The organism is Leptospira sanjuanensis, from assembly GCF_022267375.1.
Taxonomy (GTDB): domain Bacteria; phylum Spirochaetota; class Leptospiria; order Leptospirales; family Leptospiraceae; genus Leptospira; species Leptospira sanjuanensis.
Map to the genome: position 1 here is coordinate 235,354 of NZ_JAIZBH010000001.1, position 21,148 is coordinate 256,501.

The following is a 21,148-nucleotide window of genomic DNA, read 5'->3' on the forward strand; positions in this document are numbered from 1 at the left end:
CTGTTGACTTCCCGTTCCGATCAGGAGATGAACGTTTTATCCATGGACAATTTACATCATCGTTTTCAAGAATTCCAAAAAACAGTCTGGTTCAATCTATTCTGTTATCTTTGGACGGGTCTTTTTTCCTTCTTAGCTTTTGCGCCCGTTTCCCTGAGTCATTTCGTTTGGATCGCGCCTTTCGGACTTTTTTGGCTGAGTTTGAAATACCATGGAAAGTATAAAAAATTATTTTATCAGGGATTGATTATCGGAGTCGTTTTCTACGCGATCTCGTTCCACTGGATCATTCACATGTCGATTACATTCGGAAATTTTCCGTATGTGGTCGCGATTCTCATTCTTCTATTTGCGGGGCTTTTATTCAGTTTGAAGTTCCCGATTTTTATGATGAGTTTTTCCTATCTTTCTGGAAAGATAGGACGTCATTCGGTTTGGGTGGCGGGTTTCTGCGGACTTTTATCGGAGTTGATCGGGCCGCAATTGTTTCCTTGGTACTGGGGGAATCTCGCCGCGGGGAATTTGATTCTCGCGCAGAACGTGGAAATTACGGGAGTTTACGGAATCAGCTTTCTGGTCTTTGTCGTTTCTTATACTCTCTTTCAATCGAATCCGTGGTATTGGAAAGAAATTTTTCATTCTAAAGAAAAGAGAAAACAATATCTTCGTTTTGCAGCGTTGCCCGCTCTTTTACTTTTGGCCTTTGTCGTTTCCGGTGCGATTCTTTATAAAAAATGGGAGAATGTAAAACCCGTTAAGTCTTTGAACGTTTTGATCATCCAACCCGACGCACCTTTGAGTTTTAGGGACGGAAGAGAAGTAAAAGAATCCATCGAAGCTTTGATGGCCCGCATCGAAAGGCTGACCGACGAGGGCGTCGCGAGAATGGGAAAGAAGCCCGATCTGATCGTGCTTCCTGAAGCGGGGGTCCCGTTCTTTTCCGCGCACAATACGGCTGTGACCACCGTTGCGCGAAGACTGTATTGGCATCGTTTCGATTCACTGATGTTTCTTCTTGCCAATCGGTATAAGGCGAACGTTTTCTTCAACGAGATCGACGCCGGTTATAAAGGCGAGCCGGGCGCTCGTAATTTAAGATATTATAATAATAACGTATTATATGATCCGAACGGGGATAGAAGGGATTCGTATCAGAAAAAATTTCTTCTGATGTTCGGGGAATATATGCCGTTCGATTTTCTTTATGAGTTGAGTCAGCAGACCGGGAGATTCGAACCGGGTTTGAATCATAATTTAATCCGCTATTACACTCCGGCAGAAAAGGAGAAGGCTCCGAAAGGTTTGCATTTGGGTTGGATCGATACGGAGAATCTCAATCACGAGGCAGTTCGCTCTTACTATGAACCCGCGAAAACGGAAGTTCAGGAAGAGGGCAAGTTTCTTCCGTTGATTTGTTACGAAGTGATTCTGCCTGAATTCGTGAGAGAATTTAGAACCGCGGGGAATCCTGAATTTATCGTGAACCTCACCAACGACAAGTGGTACGGCACGACGACGGAAAGCGATCAGCACATGGAGCTGGGAAGACTTCGTTCGATCGAATTGAGAAGATGGATGGTGCGTTCCACGAATTCCGGTATTTCCGCGAATATCGATCACTTGGGAAGATTTGTCGGCGGTAAAAAAACGAATCTTATGACTGCGGAAGCGCTTTCCGAAACGGTAGACGTGATCGATTCTCCGCCTACGTTCTATACGAAGTACGGAAATTTGATTCCGTGGTTGATGTTGTTTTTAACCGGACTTTATTACGTGAACCTCTTGATTGGAATTCGTAAAGGAAAGATATCGAAGTCTAAGTAACGGTTTCGTGATTGTGTCGGCAAATAAGCGGTAAAATTTTCCGATCTTTTTTTATAGTATGTTCCCTTGGCGCGTTTCCAGGAACCGCTTTCGTTATGGGAATATTGCTTTTGAATGTGGATCGAGAACTGAGTTCGGTTCTGCAAGAACCGAATACGAATGTCGTTACGCTTTTGATTCCGGAATCGACTTTGCTTCGTTTCCGCTTGGAGTCTCGTAAAGATCTCCCTAAAAGAATTCCTCTTCTTTTACAGAAATACGGAAAGTATTTAACTTCCATCGGTCGTTTAGGAAAGAACGCTAGGAAAACGTTATATCAGCCCAGTCCTGGAAAAGCGAAAATGCGGCGGATGAATGTTCGATTGAGTACGGGCAGTTGGACGTTTTTGGGAATGCTGGCCCAGATTCATGGAGTTTCGAAGTGTTATCTTTTTAATTATCTCTTGGAGTTGGATGAGGCCGGAGTGGGGGATTCTATCGTGAATACGATGAATGAAGGAGGTCCTACATTTCACCGAAATTACAGATACATCCTCCACCTCGATTTGCTCAATAACCGAGTGACTCGAAGCTTACAAACCGAACCCAATGGAATATTCTACACATTAGATTATCGGGACTGGTACGATTCTTAAAAAAGAAAATGTCTGTATTCCTTTATTTACAAACTCTTTCTCGATTAAGGTCGCAAAGCCACGAAAATTGAAAAAGTGGATGATCGGTTTTCCTCGTTCGAAAAAGGTTCCGAACAAAAATTTAAACGTTCCGGCACTTTATCAAAATGAGCCGAAAGCAATCCAAATCGCGTAAAATAAAGTCACGACAAAAACACAAATTACAACTAATTCGCACTCACGGATTGATCAGATAATAAGAAAGAATCCCGTTGAACGTTTCCGTAGAACCGGCGGGTAAATGTTTACCGGGACAGGATACATTCAAATCCGCTAATGAATAAATCTGATATGGTTTGGCAAAAAACAAACGAATAAAAAAACGAAGGACGGAAGAAATATTCGATAGAACATTGATGCTTCCCACGGATTGTTTCCGAACAATTTCGGCGGAACAACCGTCTTCAAAATGGAACTTCTCCCGAAGGGGAAGATCGTAACCCGAAAACGGTTCCTTTTCCGATTCTAAGACTTCAAATTTCGTAACTTTACCGGAAACCACCGTCTTTCCTTCCGGACTTAGAATCGCAGCTGTTCTAAAGTAACCTCCAGGAAAAGAATCGTTCCCTAAAAACCCCCCCGTATAAAAACGGAATTCCTTTCCGTTGATAGAGCGAAACAATTCCCAACGGCGACTGTATTTATAAACCTCGTAGTTTGTCAGAAGATGTTCAAGCCCGCCGGTTCCTAATAGTTCTTTCTTTTTTCCGTCTTGTATCAAATATCCCCACGCTGATTGGAAAGAATACGCCATATCGGCCTGCACGAATCCACTCGGATCTTTGACGGGATGTTTTCCGCCCGAAAGAGAAATTCCCTGTTTCAAATCCGATTTGAAGGATAAGAATAATTTAATATTCTCCGCATCTTGCTGGATTTCAATGCCTTCTCCATTGAGGGCCATCCGGTTGTTTTCTATTTTGAGATCGAACTTTCCTTTTTCCGCGGTTAATTCTTTTGCGGAGAATTCTTTCGTGATGAACCGAGTTCCTTCTCCAAGCGTATGAATGACCAAACTGATACCGCAGTTCTTCGTTCCCGGTCCGAGATTGCTGACTAAGAATGTCGCGTAGATAAACGTTTTTTCGTCTCGATACGAATAATTCCAGGCTTGAAAGTAACCTTCCTGTAAATAGGGTTGAAACGAATAATCCTTGATTCCGGCCCTTTTTAAAACCGTCGAATCGTCGGCATAAAGAGAAACAATACCGCTCAATGCAAAGAAAAGACAAAATTCTGCAAACAGCGTAAACACGGAACCGAAGTTTCTAACGTTACAAAAAGACCGGGCCGAATGGATTCTTTTGTGAAAGCGAATTCTTCCAAACATTCCGAAGATCCTTCGGTCTTACAAGGAATTGATCAAGCAGAATCTTTGCGGTTGAAGGTTTTCGTTTCCTTCTCCTCAGCAAAAACGCAATTCTCCTCATAAAGGTCGGAAACGCACGGACATTGAAAGATCGGGTGATCCGTTTTTCCCTGTTCCAAAAAATAATCCTTTGCTTCACGAATCCCGTCTTGATGAATCCAGGATTCGAATCGTTTTCCGACCCGTAAAAAAATCACGAACTCATGTTCCTTTCTACGCTTTAAGAAAACGTCGAAATTTTCGGATTCTTCCCTTACGAGTTTTACGCGCAACTTTTGCCCCTCGTTCAATTGTTTAAGGGGAACTTTCGGAATATAGAAGTCGTTCAGCGTAGATACGATTTTTAAGAAATCTCTCCGGTTGGAAACGAGCTTCATCCATTCTCCCTGATTCAAATCGATCGTCTGCGCCATCGGTCACCTCGATGGAAGCGGTTCCGAGGATTCAACGTTGCGGCGACGCGAGGCGGATTTTTTTTCGAACGGAAAAAGAAAAAGACGGAAAGCCCCGTTTTGGGTTAAACGGAAGGGGTATTTTTCAAGGGATTTTAGCCGTTCGCATTGAAATACTTCCTTTTAATAAATCTTGCTAAAAAAGCGAAAATCTAAATAGTATCATTCAGAACCATGGAATCGGACCTGCTGGCTATATTTTGGACAGAGAAAATCAAGCTGACCCAATTTATCATTCAGACTACTAAGAATCTTAGTTCCAAGCAGCTTGATTATTCGACAACCCCCCGGGAATCGATCCGTTCCTTTTTGCAAGCTATGGTAGCCGGAGATTTTTTTCTCCGGGTTTCGCTTCCGATCTCGATCGGAATCAGTTCCATTCTTCCTATCGCAAGACAATCCGAAGAAGAAATCGAAAAAGATTTGGTCCGTTTTCGGGATCAGTTCGGCTCTCCCGCATTGCCGATCGGCTTGAAAGAGATCATTACGCAAAGCGCTGAAGAACTTTTTTTCGAAGATTGTAATCCCGAATTGAAACCTCTCTTTCTTCGCTGGAAACGAATTCTTGTTCGCCTTGAAAAAACCATTCAGGGATTCGGTACGAAGGATTCTCTCAAATACCGTTATTTTTCTGTGATCGGAATCGTATCTCTTCCGGTCGCAATCAATTATTTCGAAATGCAGAATCTCTCCTGGCTGAGAAACGGGATTATGAAAATCACGGAGAGTCCGAATTTTCCTTCCCAATAACCGAAAGGACTTTAGAACAGAATAATATTCTATTATTATATCATCGCAGATTTTTAAAGGAGAACTCAATGGCAAAGATCAAGGTAAAAACCCCGCTCGTAGAACTTGACGGGGACGAAATGACCAGGATCATCTGGAAGGAGATCAAGGATCGATTCATTCATCCGTATCTCGATATCGAACTGGACTACTATGATCTAGGCGTGGAATACCGCGATAAAACCGACGATAAGGTTACGGTTGATTCCGCTCACGCGATTCAAAAATACGGAGTGGGCGTAAAATGCGCAACCATCACTCCGAACCAAGACAGAGTTAAAGAATACAATCTCAAACAAGAATGGAAATCTCCGAACGGAACGATTCGTTCGATTCTCGACGGAACCGTTTTTCGTAAGCCGATCATCGTAAAAAATATTCCGGCTGCGGTTCGTTCTTGGGTAAAACCGATCACAGTCGGTCGTCACGCTTACGGAGATCTTTATAAGGACACCGAACTCTACATTCCGGAAGCCGGAAAAGTGGAACTGGTTTATACCGGAAAAGACGGAAAAGAAAAACAAAGAGCTTTGATCCACGACTTCGATGGAGCCGGCGTAATCATGGGTCAGCATAACTTGGATAAATCGATTCTTAGTTTTGCACAGGCTTGTTTCAATTACGCGCTTTCCGAAAAGATCAACATTTGGTTTGCAACGAAAGATACCATTTCTAAAAAGTATCACGCGAGATTCCGCGCGATCTTCGACGAACTCGCAAAAGCGAAAGCGGACGATCTTAAAAAAGCGGGAATCGAATATCAGTATTATTTAATCGACGACGCTGTTGCGCAGATCATGAAAAACGAGGGCGGTATGCTCTGGGCTCTCATGAACTACGACGGGGACGTGATGAGCGACATGGTCGCATCCGGATTCGGATCTTTGGGATTGATGACTTCCGTGCTCGTTTCTCCGGATGGAAAATACGAATACGAAGCGGCTCATGGAACCGTGACCAGACACTATCGTAAGTATCAACAAGGTGAAACCACTTCTACGAACTCCGTTGCATCCATCTTTGCGTGGACCGGAGCATTGATCAAAAGGGGAGAATTGGACGGAACTCCGGATGTTGTCGCGTTCGGTCAAAAACTCGAAAAAGCGGTCATCGATACCATCGAAGGCGGAGAAATGACGAAAGACTTAACTCTTCTCTGCACGGATCCGAAAGCGAAGTCTCTGGACACATTCCAGTTTATGGAAGCGATTCAGAAAAAACTTTAATCGTCACTGAAAGTTCCCGACTAAAGGATCGGAACCGGCTTCCGCGTCCGACGGTCGGGAATTTCAGAGTTGTCGATTATATCTCGATTATGAACTTCAAGATTTCGATTTCAAACCGAATTCTTTCTTTCTGTTTAAGCGTGCGCGATTTCCGAATTTCAGCAAGGCCCTCATTTGCACGATTTGCATTTACATTCTTACTTTTAGTCTTATCTTTCAATCTTTCTCTTTTCTCTCAAAAAGGACCGAAAGAACCTGCGCTACCAACGGAACCCACCGTAAACTCCGATTCACGCAATCAAAGAGGAGAACCGAGCAAACAAACGGGTTCCGGCGTGGACGAAAAGGGAGAAAAGAAAATCAAAGCCATTCTTTGCGATGGGCGCGACGTGGAAGGATATTGGAAAAATCCTCCTCTCGAATTCAAGTTCCAACACAAAAAAAGCAACATCACGTATTCCAAATCTTTAAAGCTCGAAGAGGTTTCCAAGATCAAGATCACCGGCTGGAAATTAAAATCCTCTCAGAAACGGAAAGAGGGGACTCCCTATCGGGTCGAACCGTTTCAGATTCAGATAGTTTCCTTTTCGGGAGAAACGTTCGTCAAAGAACCTTCCCCTACCGGAGAAATCCAGCAAATCCAAATCAACAATCAGTTCGGAGATGCGACCCTGTTTTTATATTGGAACGACTTGCAATATGAAAACGGGCAGTGGTATTCGGGTTTAAAATCATTTTCGGGAGAATTCAGAACGGACTGTCATCCCGACGTCGTCCGAGAAATTCAATTCCCCGCATCGAACTAAATTATATTTTTCGAATATATTCCAGGATTTTTCTTTCGGAGTACGGTTTCTGAAGAACATGTACGTTTTTGTGAAGAACGGTTATGTTCGTTCCCGCGTTTTCTTCCAAACCCGTGATTACCGCGATCGGAATTTTGTCGAACTTTTCCTGTTTCCGAATCGTTTCCACGAGCTCTTCTCCCGAAAAATTAGGCATGATCCAATCCGTTAGAATGGTGGAAACCGGCTCGTTGCTCGACTCCAGATATTCGTAAGCCTTCTTACCTTCCGAAAACGCCTGAAACGTATATCCGTTCTTTTTCAGAATTTTTCCCAATAAAAGCAGATTCAGTTCCGAATCGTCGATGATCAGAATTTTTCCGATCGTATGCGTTTCTGCGTGATGGTTCGTTTCCGATCCGTAAGCCAACTCGATGATTTCTTTGATGACGATCTTGAACTCGTCGATTCCGGAAGGTTTCGGAAAGATTCCGTCAAAACCGAATTCCGCGGACTTGGCGCGGTTCGCTTCGATGTCGCCGGATGTAATCAGATATATTTTAGAATTCTTGCATGCGCTGTCTTTTTTTTCCCGTTGGCTATTGCGGATGATTTTACAGACTGTAAAACCGTCCGCGTCCGGGAGAATCATGCCGATCGTGATCAGATCGAAATGTTCCTTAAACGCAAGATCCAAACCTTCTTTGGCCGATCCGGCTTCTACGATTTGAAAATCTTCCGCCGGAAAAAAAGAAGATATGATTCTTCTTACCGTCGCTCCGGAATCTAAAACGAGCACTTTCAAATCTATTTTTCTCCGGAATTGATTTCCGAAATCCCCGCTTCGTAAATACGAATTTGATTTTGCAATTCATCTGCGATTCGGTTCGGATCGTTCATCGATTCTCGATCGGGTTTTGCCCAAATGAATTGTTGGGATGGATTCATATCTAAACTAAGATAAAAAATCGGGGATGTTCCGGCAACTTGTTGCGTGTCGATAGGCAGAAGCGTAAAAGAACCGAACAGAGAAAAGACCGCTTTGTATTTTTTTTCGAGATGAACGAATTCATAGGTGCGAGGCCATTCCTCCTCACCGGATTTTAAATTCATCGGAAAGAGACCGGAAAGAAACGAAATCAAGTCGTTCGTTTTTTCGATTCTAGTTTCAAATGAATTCGGTTCGTTCATTTTTCGAGCTCTTTCGCTTGATTCCATAAACGATCCATTTCGTCCAAGTTGGAATCGTTCGGGGTTCTTCCTTCTTTTTGTAAGGATTCTTCTATGTATTGAAATCGATTTTTAAATTTTGCGTTGGTTCTCGTGAGCGCGGACTCGGCGGAGATTCCGAGATGTCTTCCAAGATTGACTAAACTAAAAAGTAAATCTCCGAATTCTTCTTCGATTCTTACTTGATTGGTTCCGTCCGATTTCGTCGTTCCGAACTCCGCTAAGAATTCTTCCATCTCTTCTCTTACTTTTCCCTGCACGTCCACGACTTCTTTCCAATCGAATCCGACCTTGGCCGCTTTCTTTTGATATTTCTCCGCTTTTAAAAGGGAGGAGAAATTTTCCGGGACGTTTGAAAAAATAGACGAGTAACTCGGTTTCTTCTTTTCTTTGTCTTTGATTTTTTCCCAGTTTTCGATCACTTCCTGAGAAGAGGATAACGTGAGTTCTTCCGGGCGAAATACGTGCGGATGTCTAAAAATCAACTTATCGGACACACCTTTGGCTATGTCTCCTAAATTGAATGCGTTTCTTTCTTCTGCGAGCTTTGCGTGAAACACGACTTGAAAGAGGAGGTCTCCCAATTCTTCTTTGAGAAGTTCGTCGTCTTTTTTGAGAATGGCTTCGATGACTTCCTGCGATTCTTCAATGAGATAGGGAACCAAGGTCTGGTGGTCCTGTTCCTTGTCCCAAGGACAACCGTTTTCCCCACGCAGCGTGGCCGTTACCTCTTGCAGTTTACCGATTTCTTCCGTGAGTGAGTTTGCCTGCATGGAGGGCCTCCAAAGGGAGATTTGTTCCAATTTTTTAAAACCAAGCGGACTCTGCACCCCTTTTCGTTCGATTTTGAATCGGGATTCGATTGACGTGGACCGTAAAATCGAAGTATGCTACCAAAAATGATACGTTCAAAAAGTTTTATCGTTCTTTCACTCGTTCTGATCGCGGTTGCGAGTCGTTTACTGCCGCACCCGGCCAATTTTACGCCGATTCTTGCGATCTCTCTTTTCGCAGGAGCGTATTTCGCTTCTAAGAAACTTTCGTTGTTTCTTCCGATCGTTGCACTTACGATCAGCAATCTGTTTCTCGGTTTTCACGATCAGGTTTTCGTCGTCTACGGAATGACCCTTCTTTTGGTCGTGGCCGGTTGGCAGCTAAGAGAATCTGCTTCCGTGAAAAAAATCGCATTTTGGACGTTAGGCGGTTCGGTTCTTTTCTTTATCGTTACGAACTTTTACGTCTGGCTTATGGGTTATTACACGTACGATATGAACGGTCTTGTTCAGTGTTATCTGATGGCGATTCCGTTTTTTAAGAATGCGCTTTTAGGAGATCTATTTTATACGACCGTTCTTTTCGGAGGATTCGCTCTGATCGAAAGAGTGGGTTGGATGGAACCGGCTCCCGTTTCAGTAAAGTAATTCTCTTCTCTAAAAACGATCCCTTCGATGACCCGAAACGGTTCTCGAAGGGTAGTCTTCCTCTCTTCCTTTAAAGTACGATTCCTATCCCGAGATAAAATCCGTAATACGTATCGATCACTTCTTTTTCCAAGGCAGGTCTTGTAGTCGATAAGTCCACTGGCTTAGTGATCGTATTGAGCGCGGTTGTGCTTACTGCATCCGGAAACAGCAGATTCGCATTGTAATTGTATCCGCTCACGGAAGATCTCATCTCCGTATATTGAAATCCCACCATAAACTTGAGCCAGCTCGTTCTTGAAAAAGAAAGGCCCGTATCGATTTGATAACCGCCGCGTTTGACTAGGTTCTCTCCCGCGGAACCTGCGGTTTCGGCGACCAGAAAGTTTTGAGCGCCGTTGTACAAAGTCGTGCTGCTGGTTTTTAGATGATATTTTCCTAATGTTCTAAAGTAATCCGCGTTCACGTGGAATTGAAAGAAGTTGTTGAGCTTCTTTACGATCCGGAATCCGATTTGTGGTCCGATTCCTCCCGCTTTTTCCTCCAAATTACCGAATCCGAGTCCGCCCGGAAGATTTCCGTATTCTTTCGAATAAATGTCCAAATTGCGAACTCCGATGGAAGGTCCGAGTCTCGTTCCCGATCCGGTTTCGAAAAAATAGAGAAGGTTGAGTTGAATGTCCGTTCTTCTGAGTTGAGGTCCGTAAACGCTGTAAGTCTGGTTGAAGTTGCCCGCGGTCGGGTTGACATTCAGAGAAGTGTAAGACGGATTGATTCTAAAATCCAAGAAGGTTGCTTCCACTCCGAATTTTTTGGATTCGGTTAAGAACAGCATTCGGATCGGATACGCCGTTTTCGTGTTCCCTTGCGGTTCGGAATAAAAACTTCCCGTATCGTTGATGAGATGTGCATCGAAACCGCCGGTGCGTGCAATCGTATTTACGCTTTGGTAAAAGCCGCTCGTATAAAGAAAGGAATTCAATTCGTTCGTGGAAACGTTTTGTCTTCTTGCCAAAGGTTCGGGAACCCAAGTCGCTTGATTGAACAACACCGAGATCTCGAACGTGGCGCCTTTCGGAGCTTTCGTGAGTTCCTGTTCGTGAAGTTTATCCCTTAATTCGGAAGCCTCCGCTCTTTTTCTTTGAACTTCGAGAATCATCCTTTGTCTCGTTACGGGATCCTGCGCCTTGCCCGCTTTGAGTTCGAGCTCGTTGGCTTCTCTTTCCAGAGCGTCGGGATCGGATTGTGCGTTTCGGATCTGTTGTCCGGACACGTTCGTTTGAAACAGAAGAAAAAAGATCGTCAGAAGGAGGGAAACGGTTTTTTGAATTTGCTTTTTCATAGGTTCTAAAGAGTGAGAGAATAGATAAGACGAAAGAATTCGAAATTCAAACATTTTTTTCCCGAGTGCTGAAAAAGAAAAACATTACAGAATTCTCTTCGCTGAAAATAACGAAATTAGAGAGATTATGAATTTAACCAAGTCGGCAGTTTGCGTTTTTTGCGGTTCGCGTTCCGGAACCAATCCTATCTATACAAAGGCGGCTCAGGATCTGGGTCATTTGCTCGTGAAAAAAAAATTCGATTTAGTATTCGGAGGCGCTTCCTGCGGAATCATGGGAACGATCGCTGACGCTGTGATGGAGAAGGGCGGTTCCGTTTCCGGTATCATTCCCGATTTTCTTTCCATCAAAGAAGTCAAACACGATCGGGTGAAGGATCTGATGATCGTTTCCTCCATGCACGAAAGAAAGTTTCGGATGTACGAGAAGTCTTCCGGTTTTATCGCGTTACCGGGCGGAATTGGAACCTTGGATGAACTCGTCGAAATCACGACTTGGAATCAATTGAAGCTGATCTCGAAACCTCTCGGTCTTTTGAACGTAAACGGCTACTTCGATTATCTATTGATGCAGCTGGGGAGAATGGTGGACGACGGATTTTTAGATCGCGAAACGAAAGAAGGTCTGATCGTTTCGGAAGATCCGGAGGAATTGCTTGATCTTCTTAGCAAACGTTTCGTTTAATACGACATTCTTTGACGAACCGGATTAAAACCCGATCACTCTTTTTCGGGTTCCGGTTCCAGGAGTTGAATCAATTCCTCTTTTTCGCCTTCTTTAGCAAGTTCCAAAGCCGATTTGCCTTCTAAGTTCTTTAAGAATTGTGAAGCGCTCGAGGTGAGCAAAAGAGTCGCCGTTGAAACCCGATCATGGATGACTGCGATGTGAAGAGGCGTATTTCCATTTTGATCGATCGAGTTCGGAGAAATCCCGAGATGTAAAATGGTTCTGCAAATATCGTCTTCTCCGTGTTCTGCGGCGGTGAATAACCGATCGGTCAGAGCCTTTTTGAGAATCTTGGAAACGTGATGATATTTTTGCCGTTCCGCCTCTTCCAATCCCGTCTTTCCGGACGCGTTCATCTTTAAAAAGTCGGCTCCGATTTTCAGAAGTCGTTCTAGACATTCGACGCTGTCGTGCGATGCTGCCAGTAAAAGCGCGGTATTTCCGTCCGCGTCCCGGTTTTCCAGAATCGTTTTAATTTCTTCTTTTTCCAAAAACAGGTCCAGAATTTCGTAATCGTTATGAAGAGCCGTGAGATGAAGAATCGTTCTTCCTTCGGAATTCTTTTTTAAGAAGTCCGCGTCCTTATCGAGAAGATATTCCACGATCGTAAAATGTCCTAGATCGACGGCTAAAAGAAGAGGTGTATATCCTTCTCCGTTTCTTTCTTCAAGATCCGGCGTGGAATGAAGATTTTCGAAAATCATCTCCACGATTTGCAGACTTCCGGTGCTTACGGCTTTCGCCAACGGAGTATTTCCGGAAAAATCTTTTTTCCCGGAATCGGCTCCCGCTTCCAAAAAGATTCGGATCAATTCTTCGTTGCCTTGATCGAGCGAGGTCAGCAACGGAGTTTCTCCTCTTGCGTTGGTTTCGTCCGGGTCCGCACCGGCCTCGAGTAGAAGTTCGATCGCCTCCCGGTCGGAATTTTTCACCGCCCAGGATAATACGCCCGATCCGTAATTGTCCCGGTATTCTTTCAGCCAATCGATGAGAACCGCTCCTTCCATCAAAGAAAGAAGTCTTTGGATTTCATCGTTCTTTCCCGTTTTTACCGCGGAAAAGAGATCGATCAGTGAGTCGGAAAAATCAGTCAGAAAAAATTCTCCAGTATGAAATAGAGCGAAACCAAAGTAGGGATCGAACATAAAATTCCGACACCCGGAAGAGCCGCGGAAAGCGTCGGTTTAAATCCCATCTGAATGGAAACGATGGAAGCCGTAATCATCGGCGCCATTCCCGCTTCCAATACGGCCGCTTTTATGTGTTTCGGATTCAGATTCAAAAAACGATAGATTAGAAATACCACGATTGGGGCAAAGATCAATTTATAAATCAGGCCGACAATCAAGGGCTGGGAGATGTCTTTGGATTCGTTTGAGGATGAACCCATGAACGGAAGTTCCATTTGAAATCCGACGGTAAATAAGGCGATCGGCACCAACGTTTCTCCCAAAGTTTTCAATGCGGAATGGATCGATTCCGGAATGGTGAAAAGTCTTAGGAAAAACGAAAAAAGTAAAGCAAGAAACGGAGGGAAAGTGAAGAGCTTTTTCAAAATGGATCGCACCGGACTTCCGCTTTTTTCCCGTTCGTTTTTGGAAAGAAAGCGCAATGCTAAGATAAATCCGGGAATCGCAAGACAAAGAAAGGTTCCGAATTGATCGATGATCAAAACCGCATTGGTGATTTGCTCTCCGTAAAACATTCGCAAAACGGGAAGTCCTAAAAAGGAAGTGTTGCCGAGTCCGCAGCAAAGCGTGAGTGCGATTCTCGTTTCCGAATCCCAATCGAAGAATTTCGTCGCGCCGTAAAAGAAGGCGACGGATAGGCCGAAGATCAGCCAGGGCATCGAGGCTAAAAAGATCAAAGAAGTTTCGAGTTTCATCGAGGGAACGTTGGCCAAAATCAAAGCCGGTAAGGAAATATAGATGACGAAACTTCCGAGTGCGACTCCGGAATTTTCCGGAAAAATTCTCCCGCGTTTGAGTATCCAACCGGCAATTAAACAAACCGGAATGAGAATGAGTTGGGACACGATGGACAGAGTCTAAAGCGAAAGCGAAACGGCAAGAGTTTTAAGGTTTAGCCCGCTGCCGGAATTGAACCGGCGACCTTTTCATTACGAGGGAAATGCTCTACCCCTGAGCTAAGCGGGCGTGTGCGGATCGGAAATCGAAAAAGACTTCGCTGCAATCTCCTGAACAACAGGGTTCTATGTTCGTTTTGCAAAGACTGCATTGTCCATGTCCATGAACGTACACAACGTGCGAAGGTAGGTTACAAACCGGACAAACAAAACGATCAGGGAACTTTGGATTGTTTTGATCCATCTTTTTTCGATTTCTTAAATTCTTTTACCATCATTGCGGTGATGCTGTCAAGATGTTTCACTTGATCTTTGAGTTCCGGTTTTTCGTGACGATAGGAAAAAGAATAACAGGAATTTTTGACTCCTCTGTCCTTCATCCACCAATGTCTTCCGATTTCCCTTCTTTCTTTTGCGGGAAGGTCGCCTTCGTACATTTTGTATTCGTCCAGCGGTGCGGGGAAATTTCTCTCTTTAAGATAAAACGCATAGGCGGAATGGAAATTCATCGCCGCGTTTTGAATCAATTCGTTGATATGAAGACAACCTAACGTTTTATCCGCCGGAAAACGATTCATCAGTTTGGAATAGGACATTTCCTCGCCGACGAGATATTCGTATGTTTTGATCGCCGCGGGGCAACTTTCATACGGAACCCGTTTTTCCTCCACTCCCGACTTTACGATTTTCATCGTAGTGAGATCCACTTCCAGATACAGAGTCATATCGTGGTACGGATCGTATTGATTGACTTCAATGATGCAGAAAGGGGGAGATTCTTCGGGAAACCAGTAATATCTGCTTTCGTAATTTCTTTGAAAGTCCGTGTTTCGAAAACGGATCCGATCTTTGATTTCCTGCAACGCGCTCATGACAACCTCTTATCCGAAAAACGCTTTTATATGGATTTGTTCGGAAAAAAGAAAACGCAACGATTTTGTTTTCCGACTCGGTATCCCGTTTTTATCGGCGTTCGATAAGATCATCTTTTAAAGGTAGGCGATTCGCTAAAGAATTTTTCCGGCTATTTTCATTTGCTTTTCGCGGAATTTCTGTTATCGTCGTTTCGGTTTTATGTTAACCTCGTTCTTTTTGGAAAAATCGTTTTTGGTCACAGGCGCGAGTTCCGGAATCGGAAAAGCTTTGGTATTGGAACTCAATCGAAACGGAGCCGTAGTCGGGGCGGTTGCGCGGAGAAAAGAATTGTTAAAAGAAGTAAAAGGTGAAGCGCCTTTTCCCGATAAGGTCATCGCTCTTCCGTGCGACGTTTCGGATTCTTCCCAACTCAAAAAGATCACGGAAGAATTTCGTAAGAAGGTGCGTCGTATCGACGGACTGATTCACAGCGCGGGGATCAGCATGCGCGGACTTGCGCGTGAAACCGATTTTAAAGTTTACGAAAGTCTAATGAACGTAAATTTCTATCCTTTGATTCATTTGTTTCGGTTTTTGGAATCGGAACTCAGACAGAATCAGGGACATTTTGTAGCCGTTTCTTCTTTGCAGGGAAGATTCGCGACCCAATATAGATCCGGTTATGCGGCGAGTAAACACGCTGTGCAGGCTTTTATGGACAGCGTTCGGCTTGAAACGTCAGATAGCGGAATGCACGTTATGACCGTTTCTCCCGGTTACGTGAAGACGGATATTTCCGTAAAAGCTTTGTCTTCGGACGGTTCCGCCTACGGAATCATGGACGAAGGAATTAAGAACGGAATGTCTACCGAGAAAGTCGCTTCGATTATTTTGAAAGCGATCGAATCGAAAAAGAGGGACGTTTACCCTTCGCAGTTTCGGGAGATGTTGGCGTATTGGATCAGCCGATTTTCACCGTCGCTGTTGGATCGGCTTTTGAGAAGAGCAAGGGTCACTTGAGAAAGTTTGTCGGAACATTTCAGGACGAGGAATTTGTCTTGAAATGAATGTCGTTCTGTGATAAGGAAAATTTCCCGAGTTCTTCCGGCAAACCCGCCACCTCCGCCCAAACAAGGGTGGGGCCGTTTCGTTTTACGGGCGATTGTCGGAACTCCTACAAAATCTTTCCGTTAATCGATCACTTACCCGGCAGATCCCAGGCCAGACGGATTCCCGCTCTGCGATCCGTTTTCAAATTCGGAATTCCACCGAAGGACCGAAAATACGTCGTGGATTCTTCTTTGGTAGATGCGAAGGAACCGCCGCGAATGACTTTATGCAATTTTCCGAATGCGTTTCGTTTGAGTGAATGTCCCCGATACGGAAGATAATCCGAGCTCGTCCATTCCGCAACGTTTCCGCACATTCCGATCGCACCGTAAGGACTCGCGGACTTTTTTGCGAGTTCGTAAACGGAAATCGTATCCATCTTCTTACTTTCCAACGTATTGCAAAGGGAAGAATCGAAATCGTTGCCGAACGGATATTCGATCGGGTTCGGAAAGAAAGAATACGATTCGTCCCGGTTGATCATCCAAGTAATTCCCGTTCCGCGCGCCGCCTTTTCCCATTCCATTTCGGTGGGAAGACGTTTGCCGGACCAACGCGCGTAGGCTTCGGCCTCGCGATACGTCACTCCGTTCACAGGATGGTGTTCTTTGCCGACCGGAATCGTTCCGTTTTTCCAATGGGGGGGCGCGGGTGTATTCGTTTCCTTTAGAAATTTTGAATATTCTTGATTGGTAACTTCGTATTTATCGATGTAGAACGAGGAGATGTCTTGTAGATTTCCCCGTTCCGGTTTGAAGTAAAACGGATTGTAGCTGTCTTCCGCCGGTTCGTTGCCTTGTCCGTGAAGAAAAAATCCCATCGATTCGTAAAACAGTTCTCCGTTTTGTTCATAACCGCCGGAGACAAAAACCATTTCTTTTCCGTCGCGCGGATGTCTGATCTGTTTCGCTGGTCGGGTTCTTCTTCTATCTTCGGTGAAGAAGGCGCCGGGTTCGACGTAGGCTACTTCTTGTTTGTAGTCTTGGATAAACGTGCCCGCAGTCAATAGACTTTCGGGAATTCCCGCATTTGCAGTAAACGTTCCAAAGAGTTCGATTTCGGAGGCTTTCTTTCCTTTCGGATTTGTCTGATAGGAGATTGAGATTTGACGAATGCTGAACGAACCGATTTCTTTTTCAGGCGCGGTTTGTATAACCGAATAGCTCGGTTTTCTTTCGAGAACTGCCTTGATTTCTTCCTCTTCTTTTCCGTAAAAAACCGATCCCCTTCGAATACGGATTTTTACCTTGCCCTTGCCTCTATAGACGGCTTCTACTTCCCCTCTCCAAAAAGGAACCGTTCTTAAATTGAGAGAAGGATCTTCTTGTTCTTGGGAAAATAATGCGGCAAAGGTCCATCCCAAAAGAAGAATGGAAAAGAAGGCAATGAATCGTTTCGATTTTGGAAGCAAGTAGGAAATCATACCGTTTCATCCGCCTCTCGTCGGTGAGAGACGGTCGTCTGGTTTTATCTTCGGCAGAAATTTCCGATCTGGAAACGAATTTTAAAGGGATTCTTTCCCTTTCCGAACGGGCTTATTTCTTCTTTTTCTTAAAGGAAGAAGAAGAGCCGCCTCCGGATTTCGGATTTCGATCGCCTTTGGAGAATTTGGAACCGCCGCCGGAGCCCGATCCGCCTCCGTGAGATCCATAAGAGCGGCCGCCTCCACCGCTTGAATTGGATTTAGGTTTTGAACCGCCGCCGCCCGATCTTCCGAAGTTACGATCTCTATATCTTCCGCCACCGCCGGATTTCTTTTTGGAAGAATCCCTTTCATCGAATTTAAAATTGGATTCGAATTGAACGGAATCGTCGAAGGTAATGCTGTCTTTGGTGATCGTCATCTTGAAAAGAGCCGCTGCGATATCGAGCGCCGTATAGTCATCGCCCATCAGTTTTTCGACTTGGTTGACGTATTTCGCAAGATGACCCGCATCCACGATCGATCTTACCTTAGAAGTATAAGAATGAATTTTCGTTTCTTCGAGATCGTCTAACGTGGGAATTTTTCCCAATTCGATTTTGATTCCGTTGATCCGTTCGATCTTTTTGAGGTTGTAGATTTGTTTCCCGACGATAAAGGAGAATGCGATTCCCTTTTTACCCGCTCTTCCCGTTCTACCGATACGGTGGACGTAATCCTCCCCGTCTCTCGGGAGGTCGTAATTGAACACCGCTTCTACGTTGTTCACGTCGATTCCTCTTCCGGCGACGTCGGTCGCGACGAGAATCTCGATGCTTCCGTTCCGGAATCCGTTCATCACCTTGTCTCTTTGTTTTTGATTGAGATCTCCGTGAAGAGCTTCCGCGAAATAACCCCTGGATTTCAGAAGTTCCACAACCGTGTCGACTTGCGCTTTTGTATTACAGAATACTAATGCGAGTTTTACGTTTCTGTATTCGATCAATCTCGCGAGGGCTTCTCCCTTCGCGTTTTCCTGAATCTCATAATAGATCTGCTCGATTTTAGGAGCGCTGAGTTTTTGATGCGTTACGTCGATGATTTGCGGATGTTTTTGAAAACGTTTCATCAGCGTGAGAATTTCGTCGGTCATCGTCGCCGAGAACATGATCGTCTGACGATCCGCAGGAGTGTCTTTGAGAATAAATTCCATGTCCTCGCGGAAGCCCATGTCCAACATTTCATCCGCTTCGTCCAGAACGACGATCTTAATGTCTTCGAGACGGATCGAACCTCTTCTCATGTGATCCATCATTCTTCCGGGAGTGGCGATGACGATCTGAGGATTTTTGCGAAGAGCGCGAAGCTGTCTGTCGATTTCTTGGCCGCCGTAAACCGGAACTACTTCGAAGTTCCCTTTGTATTTCATTAGTTTGCGGAATTGTTCGCTGACTTGGATCACGAGTTCGCGGGTGGGACAAAGAATCAGCGCTTGCAGATGTTTGCTTTCGACTTCGAGAAGTTCGATCGTTGGGATCGCGAATGCGGCCGTTTTACCGGTTCCGGTTTGCGCGTGACCGATGATGTCTTTTCCTTTTAAAATGACGGGGATGGCTTCCGATTGAATCGGAGAGGCTTCTTCAAAACCCATTTCTGCGATTGCGTTTTGGATTTCGGTGGATAAGTTTAGTTCGCTAAACTTGAGTTTCTTCATAGAGTTTCCTTTCAAAGCAATAAATCGACCGTATTCCGGGAACCTCTAATACTTTGAATTTTCAAGATAAGAATCCGGAAGATCACAAAACCGACGAAAGAGAGGAAAGTTGGAATCGGGAGATGTTTTACGTCTTCGTTTGATAAGACGTCTTGTATTTACTACGATTTTAGAAGAGGCTATTTACACAAGTATAAAAGAATCGAACGCCGTCGAGAATTGATTGGATTCTCGACGACTTCGGCTTCGATTTAAAAGATCATAAGGCGATCCTATATAAACTATATTCTAAATTTATTAAGTTGTACGGATCGTTTCTCTCAGAACTGAGCCGTCATCGAAAGATAAGCGAACTGAGCCTGTGGAAGAAAACTCGTTTTTCGAAATTCTGGAGAAATCGAATCGTCGTTGAGTTTTCCCCGGACGGCGTCGCCCGCATAGATCCAACTCGCACCGAGCGCCCACAGAATATCCTTGTATTTCACCGAATAAACCATATCGATTTCTCTGAATAAATTCTTTCCGAGCGTTCCGACTCCTCTTTGATCCAGAACTCCCTTTTCGCTTTGCGGATACGGATTTTTGTAGCGATCGTTTGTATAGGATTCGGTGCTCGCGCCGTCTTTCAGATTTCCGGTGATGTCATACCAACCGTCTTGCATCTTCTGTTTGTCCACGATCCAATAGGCGATTCTTAATTTTCCGAATTCTCCTCCGTCCCAAGTCAAGTTTGCGGACTTGCCTACCATGTTGACCCAACTGACTTGATCCGCTTCTCCGTAAAATACGTGATTGGAGTGGAATAAATTGGAGAATGTCGCGACCTTTCCGTCCTTGCGATTCGGATCTCCGCTGGCGACGTCGTATTCTGCGCCGAGTCGAAACGAACCGATCGTATATCCTATGTCGAGCGCGAAAGCGAACGCATCGTATCCTTGTCTTTCTTTATAAAGATTTTTTGATACGGTTTTTCCCGTAAGCGGATCGATCGTGGAAACGTTCGTGTTCAACGAGTCCCAACCGGGAGTTACGTTGATTCCCGTTTTTCCCGTTTGCATCGCGTACTCTATGGAAAAGTCGAACGGAATTTCTGATTTCTTTTCCTTGGTCGTTCTGTTGGTAAGTCTGAATCCGAACGTATGAAGTTGATCGTATCTTGAATCTCTCGGAACGGTTTCCGGATTTGCCAAAAGTAAAATCGTGGAATTGTTTTGAGGAAGCCATTTACGATAAAGCCCGATGTAATAGCCGTCTATGTGCAGGAACTTAGAAGGTTTGAACGTGTTGTAAAAACCCGTGAAGGTCGCATCCCCTTGCTGTTGTTTGGTGAGATCGGCTGACAGCGCGCAGGCGGAAGTCGACGGAGAGTTTGCCGGGCAATTGTATTGAACCGGAAACGAATTTCTTTTTCCGAGGTACGTCGTATTGCCCGCAATATCGGAATCTTGTTCGCCGACGATCATCGCCCACGCATGCGAGGAAAAAAATTCCTTATCCAACTTCAAACGAAAACCGTTGAAGCTGCGGCCGACGTTCGTCCATTCCAACGCGCCGACAAGTCTTTCATCTCCATATTTGAGAATCTGTCTTCCCGCTTGAAGGGCTATCGGACCGATCAAATCCTTGGATTCGATCCAGGCTTCCCGAATTCCCACCGATTGTCTGGTGTTTTCGTTTGCTGTATCGAGTCCGCTGGAAGAACCTTTTTCGCCGCCCCAAAGAACGGAATCCTGCAACGTGATTCTGACTTTCGTTTTTTCGGTGAGTTCCTTTTCGATCCAGATTTGGGCCTTGGCCCCGACGAACGAAGCATTGTCGTTTTTGAATCGATCAAAATCGTAATTGTACTTCGCTTCCGGACGGATTCGGATCAAGCCGCCGAACTTGACGGTTTCGTACCAGGGAACTTCTTTTTTCGTTTCCTTAGGAAGAATCGCGGCGTCCTGTTTGGGAGCGACGACCGGTTGTTCTTTGAAGGACGGTTCGGTGATCAACTGACTCGTGTTAGGTGAGTTTTCCGGAGCGGCCGTTTCCTTTTTTTCCTGAGCGTTGATTTCGACGTTCAGGAACGTACATAAAATAAAGGAGAGTACGGAAACTCTCATTTTGCAAGCTTTCAATTGGGGACCCTTTCATTTGTAT

General features: G+C 44.8%; 20 protein-coding genes and 1 tRNA gene. 8 read left to right on the top strand and 13 right to left on the bottom strand.

Annotation, left to right across the window (positions count from 1 at the left end):
• Nucleotides 1-42 precede the first annotated feature (42 nt).
• Together LFX17_RS01155 and LFX17_RS01160 are read left to right on the top strand one after the other, a co-directional pair.
• A complete protein-coding gene (locus LFX17_RS01155; protein ID WP_238747618.1) occupies nucleotides 43-1,824 on the top strand; it encodes an apolipoprotein N-acyltransferase in 1,782 nt (593 codons plus the stop codon).
• A 95-nt stretch (nucleotides 1,825-1,919) separates the two neighbouring features.
• The gene (locus LFX17_RS01160; RefSeq protein ID WP_238744646.1) at nucleotides 1,920-2,459 is read left to right on the top strand and encodes a DUF1564 domain-containing protein; all 540 of its coding nucleotides are present in this window, start codon (nucleotides 1,920-1,922) and stop codon (nucleotides 2,457-2,459) included.
• 217 nt (nucleotides 2,460-2,676) lie between these two features.
• Here the strand turns inward: LFX17_RS01160 and LFX17_RS01165 are convergent, their stop codons facing one another.
• Complete coding sequence (locus tag LFX17_RS01165) at nucleotides 2,677-3,828, bottom strand: hypothetical protein (protein WP_238744647.1); 1,152 nt, start codon at nucleotides 3,826-3,828, stop codon at nucleotides 2,677-2,679.
• Between the two features lie 32 nt (nucleotides 3,829-3,860).
• On the bottom strand, nucleotides 3,861-4,280 hold the full coding sequence (locus LFX17_RS01170) for an LIC_13246 family protein (RefSeq protein ID WP_238744648.1): 420 nt from the start codon (nucleotides 4,278-4,280) through the stop codon (nucleotides 3,861-3,863).
• Between the two features lie 213 nt (nucleotides 4,281-4,493).
• On the opposite strand from LFX17_RS01170, the gene LFX17_RS01175 reads away from it, so the two are divergent.
• From LFX17_RS01175 to LFX17_RS01185, 3 genes are all read left to right on the top strand, one after another.
• Nucleotides 4,494-5,069 carry a hypothetical protein gene (locus LFX17_RS01175; protein WP_238728470.1) on the top strand — a complete coding sequence of 192 codons (576 nt, stop codon included), beginning with the start codon at nucleotides 4,494-4,496 and terminating at the stop codon, nucleotides 5,067-5,069.
• Between the two features lie 68 nt (nucleotides 5,070-5,137).
• Nucleotides 5,138-6,334, top strand: a complete 1,197-nt coding sequence (locus LFX17_RS01180) for an NADP-dependent isocitrate dehydrogenase (protein ID WP_238728471.1) — start codon at nucleotides 5,138-5,140, stop codon at nucleotides 6,332-6,334.
• 89 nt (nucleotides 6,335-6,423) lie between these two features.
• Nucleotides 6,424-7,140 (top strand): hypothetical protein, encoded by a 717-nt coding sequence (locus LFX17_RS01185; RefSeq protein ID WP_238744649.1) that lies wholly within the window; start codon nucleotides 6,424-6,426, stop codon nucleotides 7,138-7,140.
• Between the two features lies 1 nt (nucleotide 7,141).
• On the opposite strand, the gene LFX17_RS01190 is transcribed toward LFX17_RS01185, so the two are convergent.
• The 3 genes from LFX17_RS01190 to mazG are packed head-to-tail and all read right to left on the bottom strand — an operon-like array spanning nucleotide 7,142 to nucleotide 9,122.
• Entirely contained in the window at nucleotides 7,142-7,924 is a 783-nt protein-coding gene (locus tag LFX17_RS01190) for a response regulator (protein ID WP_238728473.1), read from the bottom strand.
• A gap of 2 nt (nucleotides 7,925-7,926) precedes the next feature.
• Nucleotides 7,927-8,310, bottom strand: a complete 384-nt coding sequence (locus tag LFX17_RS01195; protein ID WP_238744650.1) for an LIC_13241 domain-containing protein — start codon at nucleotides 8,308-8,310, stop codon at nucleotides 7,927-7,929.
• Complete coding sequence (gene mazG / locus LFX17_RS01200) at nucleotides 8,307-9,122, bottom strand: nucleoside triphosphate pyrophosphohydrolase (protein ID WP_238744651.1); 816 nt, start codon at nucleotides 9,120-9,122, stop codon at nucleotides 8,307-8,309. Before mazG ends, LFX17_RS01195 begins: the two co-directional genes overlap by 4 nt.
• A gap of 126 nt (nucleotides 9,123-9,248) precedes the next feature.
• Between mazG and LFX17_RS01205 the strand changes: the two genes are divergently transcribed.
• Complete coding sequence (locus tag LFX17_RS01205; RefSeq protein ID WP_238744652.1) at nucleotides 9,249-9,770, top strand: DUF6580 family putative transport protein; 522 nt, start codon at nucleotides 9,249-9,251, stop codon at nucleotides 9,768-9,770.
• Between the two features lie 70 nt (nucleotides 9,771-9,840).
• On the opposite strand, the gene LFX17_RS01210 is transcribed toward LFX17_RS01205, so the two are convergent.
• Nucleotides 9,841-11,166, bottom strand: a complete 1,326-nt coding sequence (locus LFX17_RS01210; protein ID WP_238744653.1) for an LA_2444/LA_4059 family outer membrane protein — start codon at nucleotides 11,164-11,166, stop codon at nucleotides 9,841-9,843.
• A gap of 73 nt (nucleotides 11,167-11,239) precedes the next feature.
• On the opposite strand from LFX17_RS01210, the gene LFX17_RS01215 reads away from it, so the two are divergent.
• On the top strand, nucleotides 11,240-11,797 hold the full coding sequence (locus tag LFX17_RS01215) for an LOG family protein (protein WP_238728481.1): 558 nt from the start codon (nucleotides 11,240-11,242) through the stop codon (nucleotides 11,795-11,797).
• A gap of 35 nt (nucleotides 11,798-11,832) precedes the next feature.
• On the opposite strand, the gene LFX17_RS01220 is transcribed toward LFX17_RS01215, so the two are convergent.
• The 4 genes from LFX17_RS01220 to LFX17_RS01235 form a co-directional block, all read right to left on the bottom strand.
• Nucleotides 11,833-12,984: an ankyrin repeat domain-containing protein gene (locus LFX17_RS01220; protein ID WP_238728482.1), complete on the bottom strand. Its 1,152-nt coding sequence runs from the start codon at nucleotides 12,982-12,984 to the stop codon at nucleotides 11,833-11,835.
• Entirely contained in the window at nucleotides 12,930-13,874 is a 945-nt protein-coding gene (locus LFX17_RS01225) for an AEC family transporter (protein WP_319941221.1), read from the bottom strand. The genes LFX17_RS01220 and LFX17_RS01225 overlap by 55 nt, the downstream gene beginning before the upstream one ends.
• A gap of 49 nt (nucleotides 13,875-13,923) precedes the next feature.
• A tRNA-Thr gene (locus LFX17_RS01230) sits at nucleotides 13,924-13,995 on the bottom strand.
• 145 nt (nucleotides 13,996-14,140) lie between these two features.
• Complete coding sequence (locus LFX17_RS01235) at nucleotides 14,141-14,797, bottom strand: DUF2889 domain-containing protein (RefSeq protein WP_238728484.1); 657 nt, start codon at nucleotides 14,795-14,797, stop codon at nucleotides 14,141-14,143.
• 202 nt (nucleotides 14,798-14,999) lie between these two features.
• Between LFX17_RS01235 and LFX17_RS01240 the strand changes: the two genes are divergently transcribed.
• Entirely contained in the window at nucleotides 15,000-15,800 is an 801-nt protein-coding gene (locus tag LFX17_RS01240) for an SDR family NAD(P)-dependent oxidoreductase (protein ID WP_238728488.1), read from the top strand.
• A 178-nt stretch (nucleotides 15,801-15,978) separates the two neighbouring features.
• On the opposite strand, the gene LFX17_RS01245 is transcribed toward LFX17_RS01240, so the two are convergent.
• From LFX17_RS01245 to LFX17_RS01255, 3 genes are all read right to left on the bottom strand, one after another.
• Nucleotides 15,979-17,313: a formylglycine-generating enzyme family protein gene (locus LFX17_RS01245; protein ID WP_238728490.1), complete on the bottom strand. Its 1,335-nt coding sequence runs from the start codon at nucleotides 17,311-17,313 to the stop codon at nucleotides 15,979-15,981.
• 112 nt (nucleotides 17,314-17,425) lie between these two features.
• Complete coding sequence (locus tag LFX17_RS01250; RefSeq protein ID WP_238728491.1) at nucleotides 17,426-19,006, bottom strand: DEAD/DEAH box helicase; 1,581 nt, start codon at nucleotides 19,004-19,006, stop codon at nucleotides 17,426-17,428.
• 320 nt (nucleotides 19,007-19,326) lie between these two features.
• Nucleotides 19,327-21,111: an alginate export family protein gene (locus LFX17_RS01255; protein WP_406600651.1), complete on the bottom strand. Its 1,785-nt coding sequence runs from the start codon at nucleotides 21,109-21,111 to the stop codon at nucleotides 19,327-19,329.
• Nucleotides 21,112-21,148 lie beyond the last annotated feature (37 nt).